General features: G+C 30.9%; 16 protein-coding genes and 2 pseudogenes. 2 read left to right on the forward strand and 16 right to left on the reverse strand.

What is annotated here, in order from left to right:
• From tet to IO99_RS04870, 9 genes and pseudogenes are all read right to left on the reverse strand, one after another.
• A partial coding sequence (gene tet / locus IO99_RS04840) for a tetracycline resistance ribosomal protection protein (RefSeq protein ID WP_035130938.1) occupies positions 1-1772 on the reverse strand: 1772 nt, incomplete at its 3' end.
• The gene (locus IO99_RS19605) at positions 1759-1890 is read right to left on the reverse strand and encodes a hypothetical protein (protein WP_278245223.1); all 132 of its coding nucleotides are present in this window, start codon (positions 1888-1890) and stop codon (positions 1759-1761) included. The genes IO99_RS19605 and tet, both read right to left, overlap by 14 nt.
• A gap of 931 nt (positions 1891-2821) precedes the next feature.
• Positions 2822-4795: an ABC transporter permease gene (locus tag IO99_RS04845; RefSeq protein ID WP_035130939.1), complete on the reverse strand. Its 1974-nt coding sequence runs from the start codon at positions 4793-4795 to the stop codon at positions 2822-2824.
• Positions 4788-5555 (reverse strand): ABC transporter ATP-binding protein, encoded by a 768-nt coding sequence (locus tag IO99_RS04850; RefSeq protein ID WP_035130940.1) that lies wholly within the window; start codon positions 5553-5555, stop codon positions 4788-4790. Before IO99_RS04850 ends, IO99_RS04845 begins: the two co-directional genes overlap by 8 nt.
• Positions 5556-5769: 214 nt before the next feature.
• Positions 5770-6783, reverse strand: coding sequence for a sensor histidine kinase (locus IO99_RS04855; RefSeq protein ID WP_035130941.1), 1014 nt, complete (start codon positions 6781-6783; stop codon positions 5770-5772).
• Position 6784: 1 nt separating this feature from the next.
• Positions 6785-7456, reverse strand: coding sequence for a response regulator transcription factor (locus IO99_RS04860; protein ID WP_035130942.1), 672 nt, complete (start codon positions 7454-7456; stop codon positions 6785-6787).
• Positions 7457-7489: 33 nt separating this feature from the next.
• Positions 7490-7612: pseudogene (locus IO99_RS18645) on the reverse strand (methylated-DNA--[protein]-cysteine S-methyltransferase); the annotation flags it as partial.
• Positions 7603-8061 (reverse strand): helix-turn-helix domain-containing protein, encoded by a 459-nt coding sequence (locus IO99_RS19610; RefSeq protein ID WP_084178073.1) that lies wholly within the window; start codon positions 8059-8061, stop codon positions 7603-7605. The pseudogene IO99_RS18645 and the gene IO99_RS19610, both read right to left, overlap by 10 nt.
• Positions 8062-8285: 224 nt before the next feature.
• Positions 8286-10058: an ABC transporter ATP-binding protein gene (locus IO99_RS04870; RefSeq protein ID WP_035130943.1), complete on the reverse strand. Its 1773-nt coding sequence runs from the start codon at positions 10056-10058 to the stop codon at positions 8286-8288.
• A gap of 582 nt (positions 10059-10640) precedes the next feature.
• Here IO99_RS04870 and IO99_RS19265 point away from each other — a divergent pair.
• Positions 10641-10802, forward strand: coding sequence for a hypothetical protein (locus tag IO99_RS19265; protein ID WP_198028560.1), 162 nt, complete (start codon positions 10641-10643; stop codon positions 10800-10802).
• Positions 10803-11094: 292 nt separating this feature from the next.
• On the opposite strand, the gene IO99_RS04880 is transcribed toward IO99_RS19265, so the two are convergent.
• The 6 genes and pseudogenes from IO99_RS04880 to IO99_RS18280 all read right to left on the reverse strand — a co-directional run bounded on the left by IO99_RS04880 (position 11095) and on the right by IO99_RS18280 (position 14955).
• A complete protein-coding gene (locus IO99_RS04880; protein ID WP_035130946.1) occupies positions 11095-11562 on the reverse strand; it encodes an NUDIX hydrolase in 468 nt (155 codons plus the stop codon).
• Positions 11563-11846: 284 nt separating this feature from the next.
• Positions 11847-12422 (reverse strand): annotated as a pseudogene (locus IO99_RS04885) (His/Gly/Thr/Pro-type tRNA ligase C-terminal domain-containing protein); the annotation flags it as partial.
• A gap of 502 nt (positions 12423-12924) precedes the next feature.
• Positions 12925-13497, reverse strand: coding sequence for a hypothetical protein (locus tag IO99_RS04890; protein WP_156964287.1), 573 nt, complete (start codon positions 13495-13497; stop codon positions 12925-12927).
• 130 nt (positions 13498-13627) lie between these two features.
• A complete protein-coding gene (locus IO99_RS04895; RefSeq protein WP_035130950.1) occupies positions 13628-14074 on the reverse strand; it encodes a hypothetical protein in 447 nt (148 codons plus the stop codon).
• Positions 14075-14127: 53 nt separating this feature from the next.
• Positions 14128-14424 (reverse strand): BhlA/UviB family holin-like peptide, encoded by a 297-nt coding sequence (locus tag IO99_RS04900; RefSeq protein WP_051823925.1) that lies wholly within the window; start codon positions 14422-14424, stop codon positions 14128-14130.
• Positions 14425-14436: 12 nt separating this feature from the next.
• Positions 14437-14955, reverse strand: a complete 519-nt coding sequence (locus IO99_RS18280) for an RNA polymerase sigma factor (RefSeq protein ID WP_051823926.1) — start codon at positions 14953-14955, stop codon at positions 14437-14439.
• Positions 14956-15427: 472 nt separating this feature from the next.
• Between IO99_RS18280 and IO99_RS19270 the strand changes: the two genes are divergently transcribed.
• The gene (locus IO99_RS19270; RefSeq protein WP_051823927.1) at positions 15428-15856 is read left to right on the forward strand and encodes a hypothetical protein; all 429 of its coding nucleotides are present in this window, start codon (positions 15428-15430) and stop codon (positions 15854-15856) included.
• A gap of 140 nt (positions 15857-15996) precedes the next feature.
• Here IO99_RS19270 and IO99_RS04915 read toward each other — a convergent pair whose 3' ends face one another.
• Positions 15997-17343, reverse strand: a complete 1347-nt coding sequence (locus IO99_RS04915) for an IS3 family transposase (RefSeq protein ID WP_051823928.1) — start codon at positions 17341-17343, stop codon at positions 15997-15999.
• Positions 17344-17571: the final 228 nt, after the last annotated feature.

Genomic DNA, 17571 nt, shown 5'->3' on the forward strand with positions numbered 1-17571 from the left:
TTTGAATTTTCTACTGGTATTAACCCTTTTATTAAAAATTCATCTTCAACAATAATGTAGTTATCAAAGGTTGCTCTCATAGTTTCTAAGTCCCAAATAGCTTTACCAAAAACATTTTGTGGAATCCTTAGTTCAAACTCATGCAGAGGTTCCAACAAGTAAGTTTTAGCTTCATATAATGCTTCCATAAATACCATAGGAGTTACATTTCTAAAGTCCGCTGGAGTGCTAACTGGACTAGAAAACTCTCCACATGTGAGTGTAACTTTTATATCAGTAACTTCCCAACCAAACAGACCCTGTTTGCTTGTCTTAACAACTGCTTCCTCAATGGCATTTTGAAAAGATTTTGGTAATGATCCTACTGAAACAGTGGAAATATATTTTAATCCCTCGCCTCTACCTGCAGGTTCTATTTTTAAACCTACTGTTGCCCAGAAAGGATTTAATTCTTCCTGCATACGCATTATCGCTGTACCAATATTTTTAGGAGTTTCTTTATAAATAGTCTGGATATTTGAAAACTCTACCTTAATTCCATAGAAATCATCTAATATAGAACTTAGTATTTCCATTTGAACTTCACCAAATAAGTTAATATAAATCTCTTTATCTCCATCATCCATACCTAATTCTAATAGTGGATCTTCTTCTGTGAGGAAGGTTAATGCCTTAAATAGCTCTCTATTTTCTTCTTTGTTAACAGCAGATATATTCGTTTTTAATGTTGGTTTAACTATAGATATATTTTTAGTTCTATCATTTGCAATTCCAATAACATCTCCAACCTGAAAATTTGTGAGCCCATATAAAATACCTATATCTCCTGCTTCTATACTAGATGTTTCAACAAGTTTACCATTTTCTAAGCCACTAATTTTATTCACTTTTTCTATCATATCTTTATTGGGTACTTCAATTTTATCTCTTACAGATATTTTACCGCCAAATAATCTTACATAAACTTTCTTTTCATTTGTATTTGTTCTTTCAATTTTAAAAACTACTCCAGATAGCCCACCGATGCAATCTTCACTGGCAAATGGTAGATAACTGCAAATTCCATCTAATAAATCTTTGATGCCAAGTCCAACTGATGCGGCGCCAAAAAGCACAGGATATAAACTTCCTTTCCTTGAATAGAGTGAAAGCTTTTCTTGTATTTCTTTTTTATCATATTCTATTCCGTTAATATATTTCTCTAAAAATACTTCATCTATATCTGATAAAACATTAATAACATCATCATTTGTTTCATCTAAATTATTTAGATAGACACCTCTGCTTCCTTCACCATCTACCTTTTGTAATCTGACTATTTTATTAGACATTGTCTTTTTTATTTCTTCAAAAACTTTATTACAATTTGCTCCAACTCTATCTACTTTATTTATAAAAATTATGGTTGGAATTTTTAAAGCCTTTAATGTGTTAAATAATATTCTCGTTTGTGATTGAATACCTTCTACTGCAGATATAACTAATATAGCTCCATCTAAAACACTTAAAGAGCGTTCTACTTCAGAAATAAAATCCGCATGTCCTGGGGTGTCGATAATATTTACTTTAACATTGTTCCAAGTGTAGGATATTGCTGATGATTTTATAGTAATTCCTCTCTTACGTTCAAGCTCCATTGAGTCTGTTTGAGTATTACCTAAGTCTACCATACCAATTGTTTTTATAGCTCCACTGTAGAATAAAAGATTTTCAGTTGTAGTTGTTTTTCCCGCATCAACGTGAGCCACGATTCCTATATTAATTGTTTTCATATGCATCATCTCCCTCTCTAGTGCTCTTAATATCTTCTTTTTCCATCTTCTCAGCTATAACAGTCCTTATATTACAAAAAAGTTTGTTTGTGCGTTGTGATCTCGATATCTTAATCATCCTAATAATCTCCTTAAAAAACAAAAAGCCGCAAATGAACACAGGTTCACTTACAGCCTCATAATTATATGATCTAAATATAAACATAAAATATATGACTTTAATTTAGGCACTATCAAATAAATAATAGATCAGTTTTCTCGCCTATTTACCACGAATACTGCGTCGTTAAAATCCTTGTCTCGTGACAAATATACTTCGAATCTTTGGTCTATTATTTATTTTCACGTGCCTTATACAACTTATTACTAAGTTATATACACTAAAATCTTATATCATATTTATAAATGCAGCAAAAATAGGCATAAAAATACCGTGTTTAGAACACGGCTTTCCTACTTATGCAAATAAGGTGTAACATGCTCATTTTAATACTGATTATTTTAGAAGTACATAAATAAGCATGGTAGTCATTAATATTTCTTAAATTAATTCCACCACTAATAAACCTTGATAACTCAAGATTTTTTAAACGTACTTTCTAAAAACAATCCTTATTCAGTTAGTCTACTTAAAAACTACCTCTTTGCGCATATTTACAACACCTTTTCATTTATATTTTTTTCATGTTTATATTTAAATCTATTTATCTATATTATACATAAATTTAGTATTTTTTCAACAGTTTAACATATTATTTCATACAATTGTTCCTTAATTATATATAAAAAAAGCCATAGATTTCTCTATGACTTTAAATAGAATTAGCTTCAATGCACTAATTAGTATCTTATCATATCTCTAGTAATTTCTTCTAAAGAATAAGAAGGAGAACCTCCTCCCTCTAGATTTGGCTCTCCTCCAATACTTAAATACGTTGTATTGAAAATTATCTGCAATTGAAATTTTAAAAAAACATAAGGGATTGTCTCAAAACCTCTGAATCCAGCATGTTTTAAGATAGTCCCTTTTTATTAAACTAAAAATCAAATCAGCTGACAATTTTATAATAAACTCGTGAAGTGAGAAAATAAACAATAGCATAGAAAATAGCAAAGACAAAAATTGTTCCTGCTGTGCAGATTGCAAACAATGTAACATTAGTGAGATTTAATACTGCAAGAAGCTTCACGATAACCTTGAAGGCAAAGGCAATATGAATAATTGCTGTTACAACTGGAAGGAAGAACACCATAAGCACTTGGTTACCAATTGATTTTTTAATCTCTTCTTTGCTCATGCCAACCTTCTTCATAATTTCAAAGCGCTCCTTATCATCATAACCTTCTGAAATCTGCTTGTAGTATATAATAAGAACAGTAGCCATAATAAAGAGTGCTCCAAGGAATATCCCTAGGAAGAAAAGTCCTCCGTATAGAGAAAAGAAAGATTCTCTGGATTCTTCCAAGCCTTCACAACGTGCATCAATAGATAATTGTTTTATTTTGCTATTAATTTCATTAGTTAAAGCAATTTCCTTTTCCGCATTATCATCAGTATCAAAGGCAAAGTAATAAGATAAATCCTCTATTTTGCTATCAGCCTGAGTGCTGGAAGCATATATTTTTTCAATTGTCTTTTCATCAGGTACGATAATAAAGTAGCCGTTAGCAACTACTGCGGAGGATATTCCATCCACTGTCATGCTATTTATACGTTCTTTGATTTTAAACTCATTGCCTAGAATATTAATGCTGTCTTCAGCTATTTCTCCTCTATAAGTAAAGAGAAGCACTTCATTTTCCTTTAAAGTAATAGATTTATTTTCCAAGTCATTATATTCACTTAGTGGTACAAACTCTAGGAAGCCTAAATTGTTTACGTCCAAATCACTGCCATTATCTGTGAAATAATTCTTATCTTGTATCATAGCTAGAGATGAAGAGCGGTATTTAACTATATTTTTCAAAGTAATATTATCTTTGTCTGCTTGCTCTTTTATAAGATTATTAATCATTTCTGTCTTTTCTTTTGATATATTTTTTGCGCTTATTGAAATATCTCTTGGATATCTTGTTCTAAGCACATCTTCCATACCAATATACAGCGACACTGTTGTAGATAACATCACTAGAACAGTAGTTGAAAGAATACAAATGTTAGCAAGCCCTACTGCATTCTGTTTCATACGATAAATCATGCCAGACACATTTATAAAATGATTGGTCTTATAATAAAACTTCTTATTTTTTCTAAGGATTTTTAAAAGGGCAATACTTCCTGCAGTAAATAAAGCCCAAGTACCTATCATAACAAGAATTGCTGCCAGAAAGAACATATTAAGTGCAGCTAGAGGCGATTCTGTAGTTAAGGCAATATAGTAGCCTGCTCCAAGGCTGAGAATTCCAATTAAAGTAAGAATCCACTTTGTTTTTGGTTCCTTTTCACCAACCTGACCGCCCTTAAGAAGCTCAACAGGTTTTGCAAGATGAATTTGTCTCATATTATTTATAAGAGTTAAGACAAAAATAAAGCCAAAGAGAATAACTGTTTTAACTATGGAGTTAGTTGATATAACAAATCCCATTGTAACCTTAAAGTTTAAAATCTTAAGAAGTACTAAAAACATAAGCTTACTTACTGCAATTCCAGATATCAGTCCCAATATCATGGTTATAATTGCCACCAAGAGGGTTTCCCAAAGCAACAACCTAGCAATATGCTTTTTCTCCATACCTAAAATATTATATAAACCCAGCTCTTTTTTACGCCTCTTTATAAGAAAGCTGTTAGTATAAAAAAGAAAAACCACTGAGAAAAAACCAATAACATAAGTACCTAAATTGAGTATTATTTTAAGTGACCTTCCCCCAGACATACTATTTAGTCCATCATTTACTGATATAAAATGCATGATATAAAACATGGCAATAGTGCTTATACAAGTTAGTATATATGGAAAATATGTCTTTCCATTCTTTTTAATGTTATTTACAGCCAGCTTTTGATAAAACATCTTACTCATTTTTTACACCGCCTGTAGCAATTATAGTAAGTGTATCGGAAATTTTTTGATACATTTCTTCTTGGGACATGGAAGCTCTATATAGCTGATGAAACACCTCTCCATCCTTTATAAAAAGCACGCGACTTGCATGGCTGGCTGCTTTAGTGCTGTGAGTAACCATTATTATAGTTTCTCCTTCTTTATTTATATCATTAAACAGGTGAAGAAGCTCATCACTTGAATGAGAATCCAATGCTCCAGTAGGCTCGTCTGCAAGAATAAGCTGAGGATTAGTAATTAATGCCCTAGCAACGGCAGCTCTCTGCTTTTGACCTCCAGAAACCTCATAAGGATATTTTTGCAAAATATCATCTATTCCAAGTTTCTTTGCAATAGGTTTTAAACGATTATTCATTTCATTAAAGGACTTACCAGATAAAACAAGGGGCAAAAATATATTATCCTGCAAAGAAAAGGTATCAAGAAGATTAAAGTCTTGAAATACAAAGCCTAAATTATCACGACGAAACTTAGAAATTTCCTTTTCCTTAAGATTCATACTGCTTATACCACTAAGCACCACCTCGCCGTTTGAGGGCTTATCTAGAGCTGCAATAATATTTAAAAGGGTAGTCTTACCTGATCCAGACTCCCCCATGATAGCTAAGTACTCACCCTTCTCAACTGAAAAGGACACATCGGATAAAGCCTGAACATGGTTTGTACCAAAACGGCTGGTATATATTTTTTTAAGTTTTTTTACTTCTAATATTGACATAATTTTCTCCTTTCACTCGAAACACTGAATAGTCTGCCTTACTCGTTCCCTTTTAGGAACTTGTTAATCTAGAACACCCATCAAAGTTTATTTAGTAATGTTATATCCTAACTTCTTATCATGTTCAGTATAACAAAAGGAAGAAATGTATGCCTTAACTTTGGCTTACATTTCTTCCTTTAACCTTACACAGTTGTAAGGCTGCATCAAAATCTTATTCTATTTGCACTTCAATTGTTGCCAGATTGATCATTACTTTTGTCCCTTCATCAACCCTGGAGTCTATAGCTATACTGTGAGATAGCTTACTTAAAATCTGCTTACATAAATATAATCCAAGGCCTGTAGACTTTTTATCCCATCGACCATTATAGCCTGTAAAACCTCTTTCACATATACGATTTATGTCTTCTTCCCTTATGCCAATACCCGTATCTTCTATTACAAGAGTCTTTTCACTGAAATTATCCATGTATATTGAAATAGTCCCCTCTTTAGTATACTTCAATGCGTTTGATAGAATCTGCTCAATGACAAATACCAGCCACTTTTCATCCGTTAAAACCTCACAGCTTAATTCTTTAAAATCTAACTTAATTTTCTTTCTTACAAACATCCTTGCATATTTTCGTACTGCCTGCTTTACTATATCATCAAGACTATATTTTTTTAACACAAGGTCAGAAGACATGCTCTCAAGCCTTAGATACTGTAACACAAACTCTACATACTGCTCAATCTTAAAAAGCTCCATGGAAAGCTCTGAGTTTAGCTCACTTTCCGACCACTGAAGAATTAGACCCATCGCTGAAATAGGTATCTTAATTTGATGCGCCCATAAAGTATAGTAGTCTATTAAATTACTTCGACTCATATCTGCGCTATGAGCAATCTGAATATTATTGCTATAGAGGGTAGTAAGCAAATCCTTATAGTCTTTTTCAATTATATCTTTAGGCTCAGGGAGTTTATCAAAGCTTAAGGTAATGCTGCTTTTTAAATCTTGAAGCAATTTATGTCTATTATATAATCCTATAAAATCTATTATAAGGAAGATAACACCTATGCATGCACATAGTACACTAGCATAAACTACTGGCTCTACAGGAAGATTATATAAAGAAAATACAAGTGCAAAGGTGGTACAAAACAATCCTAATAGAATAATTCCTTTAACACGCACTTTGAAATAGGAAATCATAAAATTAAAAACCTCTGTTTTCTTCATATCATTCCACCATATACCCTATACCTTTTTTTGTCGTAATAAAATCAGACAGGCCTGCCTCCTGTAGCTTTTTACGAAGTCTTGTTATATTAACGGTTAAGGTATTGTCATCGATATAGCTGTCAGTTTCCCAAAGCCTTGTCATAATGGTATCCCGAGACACAGCCTTGCCTTTATTTTCGAGAAGAATCTGCAGTATCTTGTTTTCATTCTTCGAAAGCTCAATTTTTCTGTCGTGATAATTTAAGGTAGCATCACTTATATTAAGTATTGAACCTTTATGCTCAAGCAAGTTAGTCTGTCCTGTAAAATCATAGGTTCGACGTAATAAAGCCTGTACCTTTGCAGTCATCACGTTAAGGTCAAAAGGTTTTGCAATAAAATCGTCTCCCCCCATATTCATAGCCATAACTATGTTCATACTATCTGATGCTGATGAAATAAAAATAATAGGAACCTTAGAAACCTTTCTAATCTCACTACACCAATGGTAGCCATTAAAAAATGGCAAGGTAATATCTAAAAGAACAAGCTGCGGACTATAGGAAACAAATGTAGCAAGTACATCCTTAAAATCAGTCACACATTCTGCCTCAAATCCCCAAGACCTTATGTGGTTCTTCACTGTTTTAGCAATTATCAAATCATCTTCTACTATAAGAATTTTATACATTTATTGCTCACCTTACTTTTCTTTCTAATATTTCTAAATCGATAGTATATTCTTCTCATGGTTTAAAAGCCATTGCTTTCTATCTATGCCACCAGCATATCCAGTTAAACTTCCATTAGTTCCAATAACCCTATGACAAGGTACTATTATCCATATTTTATCTCAATTATACTATTTCTTTTTCTATACTCCTTAGGAGCAATACCTGCATTTTGTTTAAAACATTTATAAAAATTAGAAAGGCTTTTAAAGCCTACATCGTATGCAATCTCTAAAATAGTATCATTACTTTTACTTAAAAGCTGCATCGCTTTATTTATTCTTATTTGTGATACATATTCGTTAGGTGTTAGTCCTGTATATTCTTTAAACAATCTTGTTAAATGACTAATACTAACACCAAATTCCTTTGAAATAAACCTGAAATTAATTGGTTTATTATAATTCTGGATTAACTTTTCCTTTACTTTTTCAATTAATTCTCTATTCGGTTCAAAATTATGTTCCTTTATATCAGGTCTGCATAATTTACATGGTCTGAAACCTGCTTTGATGGCATCATCTACACTATTAAAAAACAATATATTCTCTGATATGCATTGCAAACTCTAACGATATAGATCTAAAAATGAAATCCACTTATCCATATTTAGATTCTGTCTAAACAACTTATTAGAACATTTTTTATAAATAGTTCATATAAATCTTATTTTATTATAATACTATATTTTCACTTATAAAAATAGTCCTAACCATTCAATACCAATGGTTAAGACCAGTTTTCGCATTTATTTATGATAAGGTTCTCCGTGATAGGTATAACAATTCCCTAAACAGTGTTCTCCTGCATCATATACTTCTGCCAAAGTGTCCTGAAATGACCTTCATTACTTACTAGATTTGAAAAATGACCTTCTTGAATAATTCTACCGTTATCCATAACCAATATTTTGTCAAACATATGAAGTAAATGAAGTCTGTGAACGCTACATATAATGCATCGGTCTTTATAATTATCAAATATATTCTGCATTATGGCTCTTTCGTTTATTGCATCTATACTACTTGTAACCTCATCCAGCAGCATAATACTCTTATCTTGAGCAAAATAAAGCCCTCTTGCCAATGCAAGCCTTTGCTTTTCCCCGCCTGATAAGTTTATTCCCTTTTCTCTTATATCTGTTTCTAAACCCTTTGGCATTCTAGCTAATACCTCATTCAGACAAGCCATTTTCATTACCCTTTTAAGCTTTTCTTCATTTAGCTCCAGTCCAAAATTAATATTCCAACCAATAGTATTTTCGAATATTGCAGAATCCTGAGGTACAAACAGAGCCATATCCTGAATTACTTTTAAATCGTTATACTCTTTTCCATCCATTATAAGATTAACATGATCAGGCTTGTATAAGCCTGCAAGCATATTAAGAAATGTACTTTTACCTGACCCACTAGAACCTACCACAGCAATCTTTTCACAAGACTTCATATCAAGATTAACATTGCATAGAGCATTGCCCTTATCTCCATATTTAAAATCAAGTCCTTTAACCGACATACGCTTCCAATTAAATCTACTCTTTTTATTCTGTTTTAGTACTTTTGTGTATTTCTCCATGTGTTTTACTAAATAACTTTGCTCTGCAGCTAAATTTATTGGATCTACAGACTTTATTGATGCCTTCCAATGTATGATTTCATAAAAATTACTTGTAATCTGAAAGAATGCATCCCTCAACTGCCTAAAATAGTTAACAATCATTACAAGATTTCCTGTCATTATAGGTCCACCAGAATTACGGCATGACCATAAATAAAATATTATAATTGTAAGTTCTGTAAATATACCTCCAAAGGCAATAATAAAGCAGCGAGGCTGGTTGATCCAGAATTCATTCATGTTCTCGCTATAATACTCATCATACTTCTCATAAAGGTCTTTTCCTGTCTTTCTACCAAGCCCAAGATTTATAATTGTTTTAATATTTCCCACAAAATCGGATATCCTGGCAGAAAACACATGAAAGCTCTCATTTTGTCTGTCTAGAATAGGCTCAATTGCCTTATTCATTTTCGAAACAACAAATAAGTTAATTGATAAAAGTGTAATGCTTATTAGAGCTATCCTGATGTCAACCGTTGACAGGATAATAACTGGTCCTATTATTAAGATTATATTCTCCATATAATTATTCTGTGAAAATCCAAAGTTGCGAATAGCCTCACCTGCAACCCTCACCCTGTTTACTATCTCTCCGGAATGATGTTCTGCATGCCACTTCAATGGTAGAGTACATAATTTATCATAAACATCATCTACTAAACGCTGCTGGTTTTTTAAGGCTGTACTAAACTCGAACCATCGTCCCGAATGATGAAAAACCTGAAATATAAAAAATCCTGCTACATAAAGTCCAAACCATTTTATGATTTTCGTTGGGTCATTTAACTGATAGGTTTGAAGAGAATTTATAGCCATCCCAAATGTATAGGGCTGTAAAAGTTCCCCGCATATGGAAATTGAATGTAAAAAATATAGCGTAACCAATTTCCACCTATCTTTACCTGCATATTTCCACGTACTAACGAATAAATATAACATACTTTTTCCTCCTGTAAACTTTCATTCAATAAACTCAACATTATATTGAACAATAATTAGGAGGTGACCTTATGCGATATTTACTCTTCTTTCGTAATACATATCAACGTCACAATTTCTCAAATAACCTTTTCATTTATATTTCACCTCATCTCTTTTAAAATTATCTAGTATTAATTACCAATCTTTACCCAACATTATATCATATTGTCAATGCAAATCCACTTTAAACCTTAATTAACGTTTTATGTAATATATCAGACTGTAGACTAACTTTATATTTATTTCATTTTGATAATATGCTTCCAACGTTACTTATGATATGGTTCTCCATATCACCTCTAAGTGAGATTTTTCCATTTTATTCTTGTGTATATATTCTACATAGAGGAAACTCACTATTCACATACGTTCATAGGAGTAAGTTCAATTAACTAAATCATAGATTTAGAATTTCACTTATGGTATAATTCTAAAGTAGAATTTAACAATTCCGTAGTGGATGGCTACGGGGGTTTTGAACGTTTTATCCCCCTTGGACTATTGGTGACATTTCATCATAGTTAGGGGGTGGTATTGGATATGCTAGAATTAACTATAAAAGGCTTTTTTGCTATTTATATTATACGCTTAGTTTTAAAACATAATCTTTTCATTCATTATTTAAAGATTTCAGTAAAATTTATTGGTGTTGATATTGAGATTAAGAGCAAAGAAAAAAGTGCCCCATCCTTCAAAGAGTAGCACTTTTTCTAGAAATTAATATTTTATTAAATTCATCCAATAGCCCTAAAACAAAATAAATGTTCTAAGGATTGCTTAGTGTTACAGCACTAAGCTATTCTTATTTTGCTTTGCATAAGTTCGATTAACTAAATCATAGATTTAGAATCTTACTTATATTATATCAAATTTTTATAAAAAATAAACCTATATAATTTTTTCTATTTAAAAATTTTAATCTCAATAATATAAATTGGAATTTATCTAACTGTGAAATATGATCTTAATTTGTTGCAACATGATACAATTGTCATCAAAGTAAATTCATCTTTATTTTGTTATCTAATTCCCACAAGGTTATCTTATTACTTTCAAATTTCAATAATTCAACTGCTGTATCATAATTAACCCATCTATATTCTTTATGTTCATCAGATATTTGAATATTATTGTTCCTAACGTAAACAGCAAATTTATACTCTGGAATTACAAGGCAATCCATTCCCCATTTTTTGCGTCTTTGCATTGAAAAACAGTTCGTTGGTACATAACTGATACTTTCTAAGTTATAAAATATAGCATTTTCTTTTATACCAGTTTCTTCCCATGTTTCTCTTATCGCTGCTTCTAACGGCTTTTCATCATTTTCACCACCACCAGCCACAAACTGCCAGAAATCTTCATTGTCTTCTGCATCGGCTCTATTGAATATACAATATTTTATTTCCTCTTCATTTTTAATATACGGAATTATTAAAACTTGCATTTTTGCTCTTGACATTTACTATCCCCCCTATAAATCCCTATTTATGTTTACTTAAAACTTATTATAAAATATTTTGTAAATATGTTATTGCTTATGATACGGTACTTTTAGACATAAAAATAGCCTTAGGCAAGTTATATCAATACCTAAGGCTATAAACCTCACTTAGTCTTAAAGGAAACTTGACTCACTTCGTTCGCTGAGTAAGTTCGCCTAACTAAATCAAAGATTTAGAGGCTTACTTATGATATAATTCTCCGTAACACTCGCAAGTGATATAGCAACAATAATAATAAACCTTAATATGCTTTCCCCCAATAAATCATTTTTTCTTCTTTTCTACCACAGCATGCACACTTGGTATCAATCTCTTCTTGTTCAAATGGAATACATCTAGAAGTTAATCCTGCTACTGCCTTAATTTTTTCTTCACATTCTCTTTCACCACACCATATCGCTTTAGTGAAACCTGATTTATTTTTAGCATTATATTTAAGCTCTTCTATTGTTTTAGCAACAAAAGTTCGTTCTTCCCTATTCTTTAACGTCTTCTCATATAAGCTCTTGTGAATTTCATCTAGTACAGCTAAAATTCTATCATTCAAACAATTTAAATTACATACTTCTTTTGCTCTAGTATCTCTTCTAACTAAAACTGCTTGATTGTTTTCTATATCCTTTGGTCCAATTTCAATTCTAACTGGTATCCCCTTCATTTCATATTGATTGAACTTCCATCCTGGCATCTTATCAGAATCATCTAGCTTAACTCTTACAACACTAGAAAGAATATTTTTTAGTTCATTAGCCTTATCAAGAACTCCCTCTCTATGTTGAGCAATTGGAACAATGACTGCTTGAATTGGTGCTACCTTAGTATTATTAACTTAATCTCTTTATCCATGTATTATATGTCCTTTAAAATTGACTAGACTAACATTTTATACCACATGTTAAAATATAGATTATATAAACATTGTTTACTATTAATTGTATTATTTTATTAAGAATTGTATATTTAAGTAATTTTTATTACTACTTATAATAATCTATTTTTCACATTTATTTATACAGTGTATAAATTCTACTCACCAAATCAAAGATCTGGAGATCACTTACGGTACGGTTATTAACAACATCCCTAAGTAAATTTTCCCATTTTCCCAGTTTGATATTCCTCCTGCTTACATCCTATTGTTGGGAGTGTGGTGGTGCTATCAAATCTATTTTTAATCACTATTTTTTAATATGTAAAATATATTTTGTATGAGATTCAAAATTTTAACAATATGATTATACTCTTTTGCTTTAAAAAACAACCTAAATCACTTTAGCTTAAAGTTGATTCAGGTTGTTTCTCTATTCAGTTAAATAGTTTCATTCACCATCTTCTACTATAGAATTTATCTCATCAAAATAACCCTTTACCTTAGGAGCAAGTTCAAAATTATGATTAAAATTAAATTTAAATTGATAATAATAATTTCGACTAAAATCAGTAGCGTAAAATTCTTCTGATGGTATTCCAGCAATCTTCTGTGAAATTATATATACTTTATTGATTTTTTCTATTGTATCATTTAAATATTCAGTATCATTCAGTAATGAACTGTCATTAAGTCCAGCTAAGTAATCAACAACGGGTTCTATTTTTGAAGATAAATCTTGATTAAAACGGCTATTATTCATGATAGTACTTAAACGGTCTAATCTAGGTAACATTTTTTTTATCGAGTCATATTTTTCAGTTGTTGTTTCAGCCTCCATAATAATTTCATTATAATCTTCCATTATGTATCCAAACAACTTTATAGTGTTACTCGAATTAATATATATAGTATTGTTTACTCTATATACCATATTAGAAAAAGACCAAATTAGAAAAACTACTAAGATTAATAACCCAACTATGGTTATACCATAAATATCTTGAGTCTTCATTTTTCTCATAAAACTCCTCCTATATTCATTTTTGAAATTAGCATCATACCTAAATAACATTATACCACTTATTGATAATACAATAAATAAATGGAAGGAAAAATCCCTTCCACTTATCTTATTAATTTTCATTTTATTGTTAGAAAGTTACTGATGCCTCCAAAAACTCCGGTGCTATTTTCCAATACTGCTTGTTTTTTCCTTGGTATTCCCATACATATTTCTCCTTAAGTATAATAGTTGTATATCTTCCAAGAGCCAGCAAGTCTATATATTTATCTACTGCTTCATATATTTTTCTAGCATGGTTCTTTTGGTCTACAGTAGACAGCATAGATATGAGATCAACTGCTGTTAATGCGCTTCCAAAGTATTCTGTTGAACCTATTATTACTGACACTATTTCTTTAAACACACTTACTTGTCCAGAATCAAATACATTAAAACATTTTCTTTTCATATCGCTTGCTTTTTGATAGCCATACAAATATGTTGTTTTGTATTTAACTGTCCCTGCAGCTGGATCTCCTAAAAGAGATACTTGACCATTTACTAATGACTCATTGATTACTTTTTCATTTTCCATAATTATCTTAAATCCTCCTTAAAATTATAAATATCTTTTATTTTCTTAATCGATTAAGTAATTACATATATAAAAGAGTGTTTTTCTATAAGATTTAGCAATATTGATTTTAATTTTTTTTCAAATTTTTTTATGACATGTTTTTTTATTGTATCAACATCCTGTTTCACAACCTCTACAATATTAAGCTTTTCTGTCATCTGCTCAATTATATCCTGATAGTTTTTTTCTCTTTCTTCCTGCCGTTGGTCCCTTTTTTCTTGAGCTTTTAATATATAGAAAATTAAAAATATACTTAATATTGCCCACACACCTTGCCCTATTGCTCCTTCCATGAGTGCATTCTCCATATTATCACCCCTTTAATTTAAATAATTACGTAAGTTTGAAATAGCTGTATTATGAAGCCTAGTTACAGCTTGTCTACTAATTGAAATCTTAATAGCTATTTCCTTATCAGTAAAATCATTAACATACTTATCCTTTAAAACTAATCTCTGCTTTGGTGTCAATACATTGCTTTGAACTAAATCACTTAGAAATACATCAAATTCTTTATCTCTAAATTCGTTATCTATTTCTGAATATATATCTACAAGTGCTATTGTTTCTACTTTTTTTATTTTTAATAATCTGAGGCTTTCATATTTCAATGAATTGACTAAATACATAACTAATGCACCTTCACTCAATTCTTCAACCTTTTCATTGTCAATTTTATATATAAGTTTAAGTAAAAAAATCGTTAAATCAGTCTCTAGATATTCATTTTTATACTTTCTTGAGATTGACTGTATAAGTTTTTCAAATCTTTCTAGTATTATCTTTAAGCTCTCACTATTCCCCATTTTTGCTAAAATAATATTATCCTTTAACGACACTATTACATTCCCCCTTATAATATTATAAAATCATTATATTATATAAAGAGTATTTTTATATCAAAAAGGCAACATATGTTCTTAAATTTTGAAAAAAATTTCCTAATGTTCTCTTGACAGGGCCTCAATTATCGATTAACCATATTCATGATTTTTTTAATCATTTAGTTGATCTAACCGAGCCTATTTGTAAAAGCTAAACTCTGATTTATCAAAATAATAATTGCTGATACTACTGAAATCAAAGCTTACACTAAAGAAAATAATCCCAAATTCTTCGAATCTATCTTAAATACAGATAAGACAGCTAAGAGATCTAATCCAGACATAAATCCATACATATTTGCTTGTAGTAAAATGCCCAAGTCAACCTATGCTAACGATGAAATCAAGCGTTCATACATCAATGGTCATTATTGCTACGCATTAAAAGCAACTATATTAGTTAATTGCCTTGGTATCGTTAGACACATTGATTTTAACGACTCTCACTCTCAAGTCATTAGATTTTCAAAATCACGATACAGCTGAAAGTGCTAAAGATGATTATGCTTCAAAAGCTTTAATTCCCATAATGAGACGTTATTTTTCTATTCACCAGGACTTTAAATATAATTTCTTTCTTGGTGATGCTGCTTATGATTGTGATGATAACTATAAATATTTAACTAAGGATTGTAGCATAGTTCCAATAATACCTATTAATTCTCGTAATTCTTCTTCTTTACCACAGCCTAGCCGCTTTACTGATTATGGCACTTCTTTATGTCCGAATGACCCTAGCCTCCCTATGAAGTTTGATGGTATAACTAGAGAAAAGGGCCGTGTTATAAGAATCAAGTGGTTATGTCCAAAATCTAAAAATACTTATGAAAATAAAACAACAAAATACATTCTTTAAGAAGATTAGTCTCTTAAAGCCTATCCATAGTGTTTAAAACTTCCAATTAAATATCCTAGAGCTACTTTAGCCTAAATTCTTTTAATAGTTTTGCAATAGGCTATAAAAAAAGAGTTATTCAATATAAAGTGGTCCCTATGTCAAGGACATTTTAAAAAGAGAGCTATGCAGCTAAAAAGCTGATTCCTGTATTGTACGGGAGTCAGCTTTTTCAAATTCCACTGACATCTATAATTGTTATAGTAGTCTATATAGTTATCTATACTAATTTGAAGTTCATCTAATGTAATGCAATTTTTGTAGGCAACCTCATCTTTCAAGTGACCAAAGAAAGACTCCTGCGGAGCATTATCCCAGCAGTTTTCTCTTCTAGACATAGATTGTCCAAGTTTGTATTTCTTTAATAAGTGTTGGAATTTGGGGCTAGTATAATGTACACCTTGATCAGAATGTATAAAAGCAGCATTATCTAGATGTAGCCCTGGCGTAGCCATTAGTTTATGAATTGTACCTGTAGCTATATCAAGAGTGATTTTATCTGACAAGTTATATGCTAATATTTCATTTGTTGAAGCATCTTTAATGGTCGATAAATAGGCCATATGATTATCACCATATGGAAGATAAGTAATATCTGTTAATAGTACTTTACCTGTAATTCCTTGCTTAAATTCTCTATTAAGCAGATTAGGAAGTACTGAATGTTCTTTAGTTGCTTTCGCAATTCGTTTATATGGATTGGCACATCTTATAGGGCATACAATATTATACTTTTTCATAATACGTTGAATTTTTTTCCTACTATAGACTATATTAAATTCATTTTCTAATGTCATTTTGATAGAACGAGAGCCCTTTTTATAACCTCTATGATTAAAAGCAATTAATATGGTATCACGCACTACCAAGTCTTCTTCTTCGCGTTGTTTCCTTTTATTATTGCATTTTAAGTAGTTATAATATCCCGAACGGGATACATTAGCTGTTTTACACAAATGAGTAACAACATTAGAAAAACTAGAACTATTGACAATAGACTCAATTAATCCAAATGCATCTGTTGTTGCTAATTTATTTCTTTTCACCTGCCTTTCGCATAGCTCTAATTTTTTTAGCATTTCTACCTCTGTCTTGAGATATTCAATTTCTGCATCTTTTCTAGCTATTATTTCATCCTTTGAAAGCTCACGCTTGAGCTTTGCTCCACTATTATGCTTTCTAGTATCATCTAAGCCTAATACGCCCTTATCTTTGAAAGCTTTTCGCCATCTAGCCCCAGCGACTTCACAACGCCTTTCACCTATAATACCAATATCAAAACCAGCTTCTTCGAAGATTAATCTAGATGTTTTTCCTTTCTTAGATTCAGCTATAAAATGTATTTTAAATTCATTCGAATATGTTATTGATTTTTCGCTTACACTTTGAACATATTTATTCTTTGATAATAATTCAACTTCTTCAACAGTAAAAGTCTTTTTACTCATTTTAATCACCTCATACTTTTATTGTACAAAAAAAGAACCTATACTGATAGCTCTCTTTTTATAGTGTCTATCATATAGGTTCCATTTTATAAAAGAACACCTCTTTTATACTTCATTATAATATATATTTATGATAATAATTAATTAACACTAAAAATACTTATATTATTAAGGAAATTGCACAATTCCTTGAGATCCTTCTAAAATATTGTTATTCATCCATACCGG

It is taken from the genome of Clostridium sulfidigenes, assembly GCF_000732635.1.
GTDB lineage: Bacteria > Bacillota > Clostridia > Clostridiales > Clostridiaceae > Clostridium_J > Clostridium_J sulfidigenes.

Bases quoted from the DNA above. Each gene is read 5' to 3' on its own strand.
- IO99_RS19605 (WP_278245223.1), bottom strand. From the start codon at position 1,890: ATGATTAAGATATCGAGATCACAACGCACAAACAAACTTTTTTGTAAT.
- IO99_RS04845 (WP_035130939.1), bottom strand. From the start codon at position 4,795: ATGAGTAAGATGTTTTATCAAAAGCTGGCTGTAAATAACATTAAAAAG.
- IO99_RS04850 (WP_035130940.1), bottom strand. From the start codon at position 5,555: ATGTCAATATTAGAAGTAAAAAAACTTAAAAAAATATATACCAGCCGT.
- IO99_RS04855 (WP_035130941.1), bottom strand. From the start codon at position 6,783: ATGAAGAAAACAGAGGTTTTTAATTTTATGATTTCCTATTTCAAAGTG.
- IO99_RS04860 (WP_035130942.1), bottom strand. From the start codon at position 7,456: ATGTATAAAATTCTTATAGTAGAAGATGATTTGATAATTGCTAAAACA.
- IO99_RS04870 (WP_035130943.1), bottom strand. From the start codon at position 10,058: ATGTTATATTTATTCGTTAGTACGTGGAAATATGCAGGTAAAGATAGG.
- IO99_RS19265 (WP_198028560.1), top strand. From the start codon at position 10,641: ATGCTAGAATTAACTATAAAAGGCTTTTTTGCTATTTATATTATACGC.
- IO99_RS04880 (WP_035130946.1), bottom strand. From the start codon at position 11,562: ATGTCAAGAGCAAAAATGCAAGTTTTAATAATTCCGTATATTAAAAAT.
- IO99_RS04890 (WP_156964287.1), bottom strand. From the start codon at position 13,497: ATGAGAAAAATGAAGACTCAAGATATTTATGGTATAACCATAGTTGGG.
- IO99_RS04895 (WP_035130950.1), bottom strand. From the start codon at position 14,074: ATGGAAAATGAAAAAGTAATCAATGAGTCATTAGTAAATGGTCAAGTA.
- IO99_RS04900 (WP_051823925.1), bottom strand. From the start codon at position 14,424: ATGGAGAATGCACTCATGGAAGGAGCAATAGGGCAAGGTGTGTGGGCA.
- IO99_RS04915 (WP_051823928.1), bottom strand. From the start codon at position 17,343: ATGAGTAAAAAGACTTTTACTGTTGAAGAAGTTGAATTATTATCAAAG.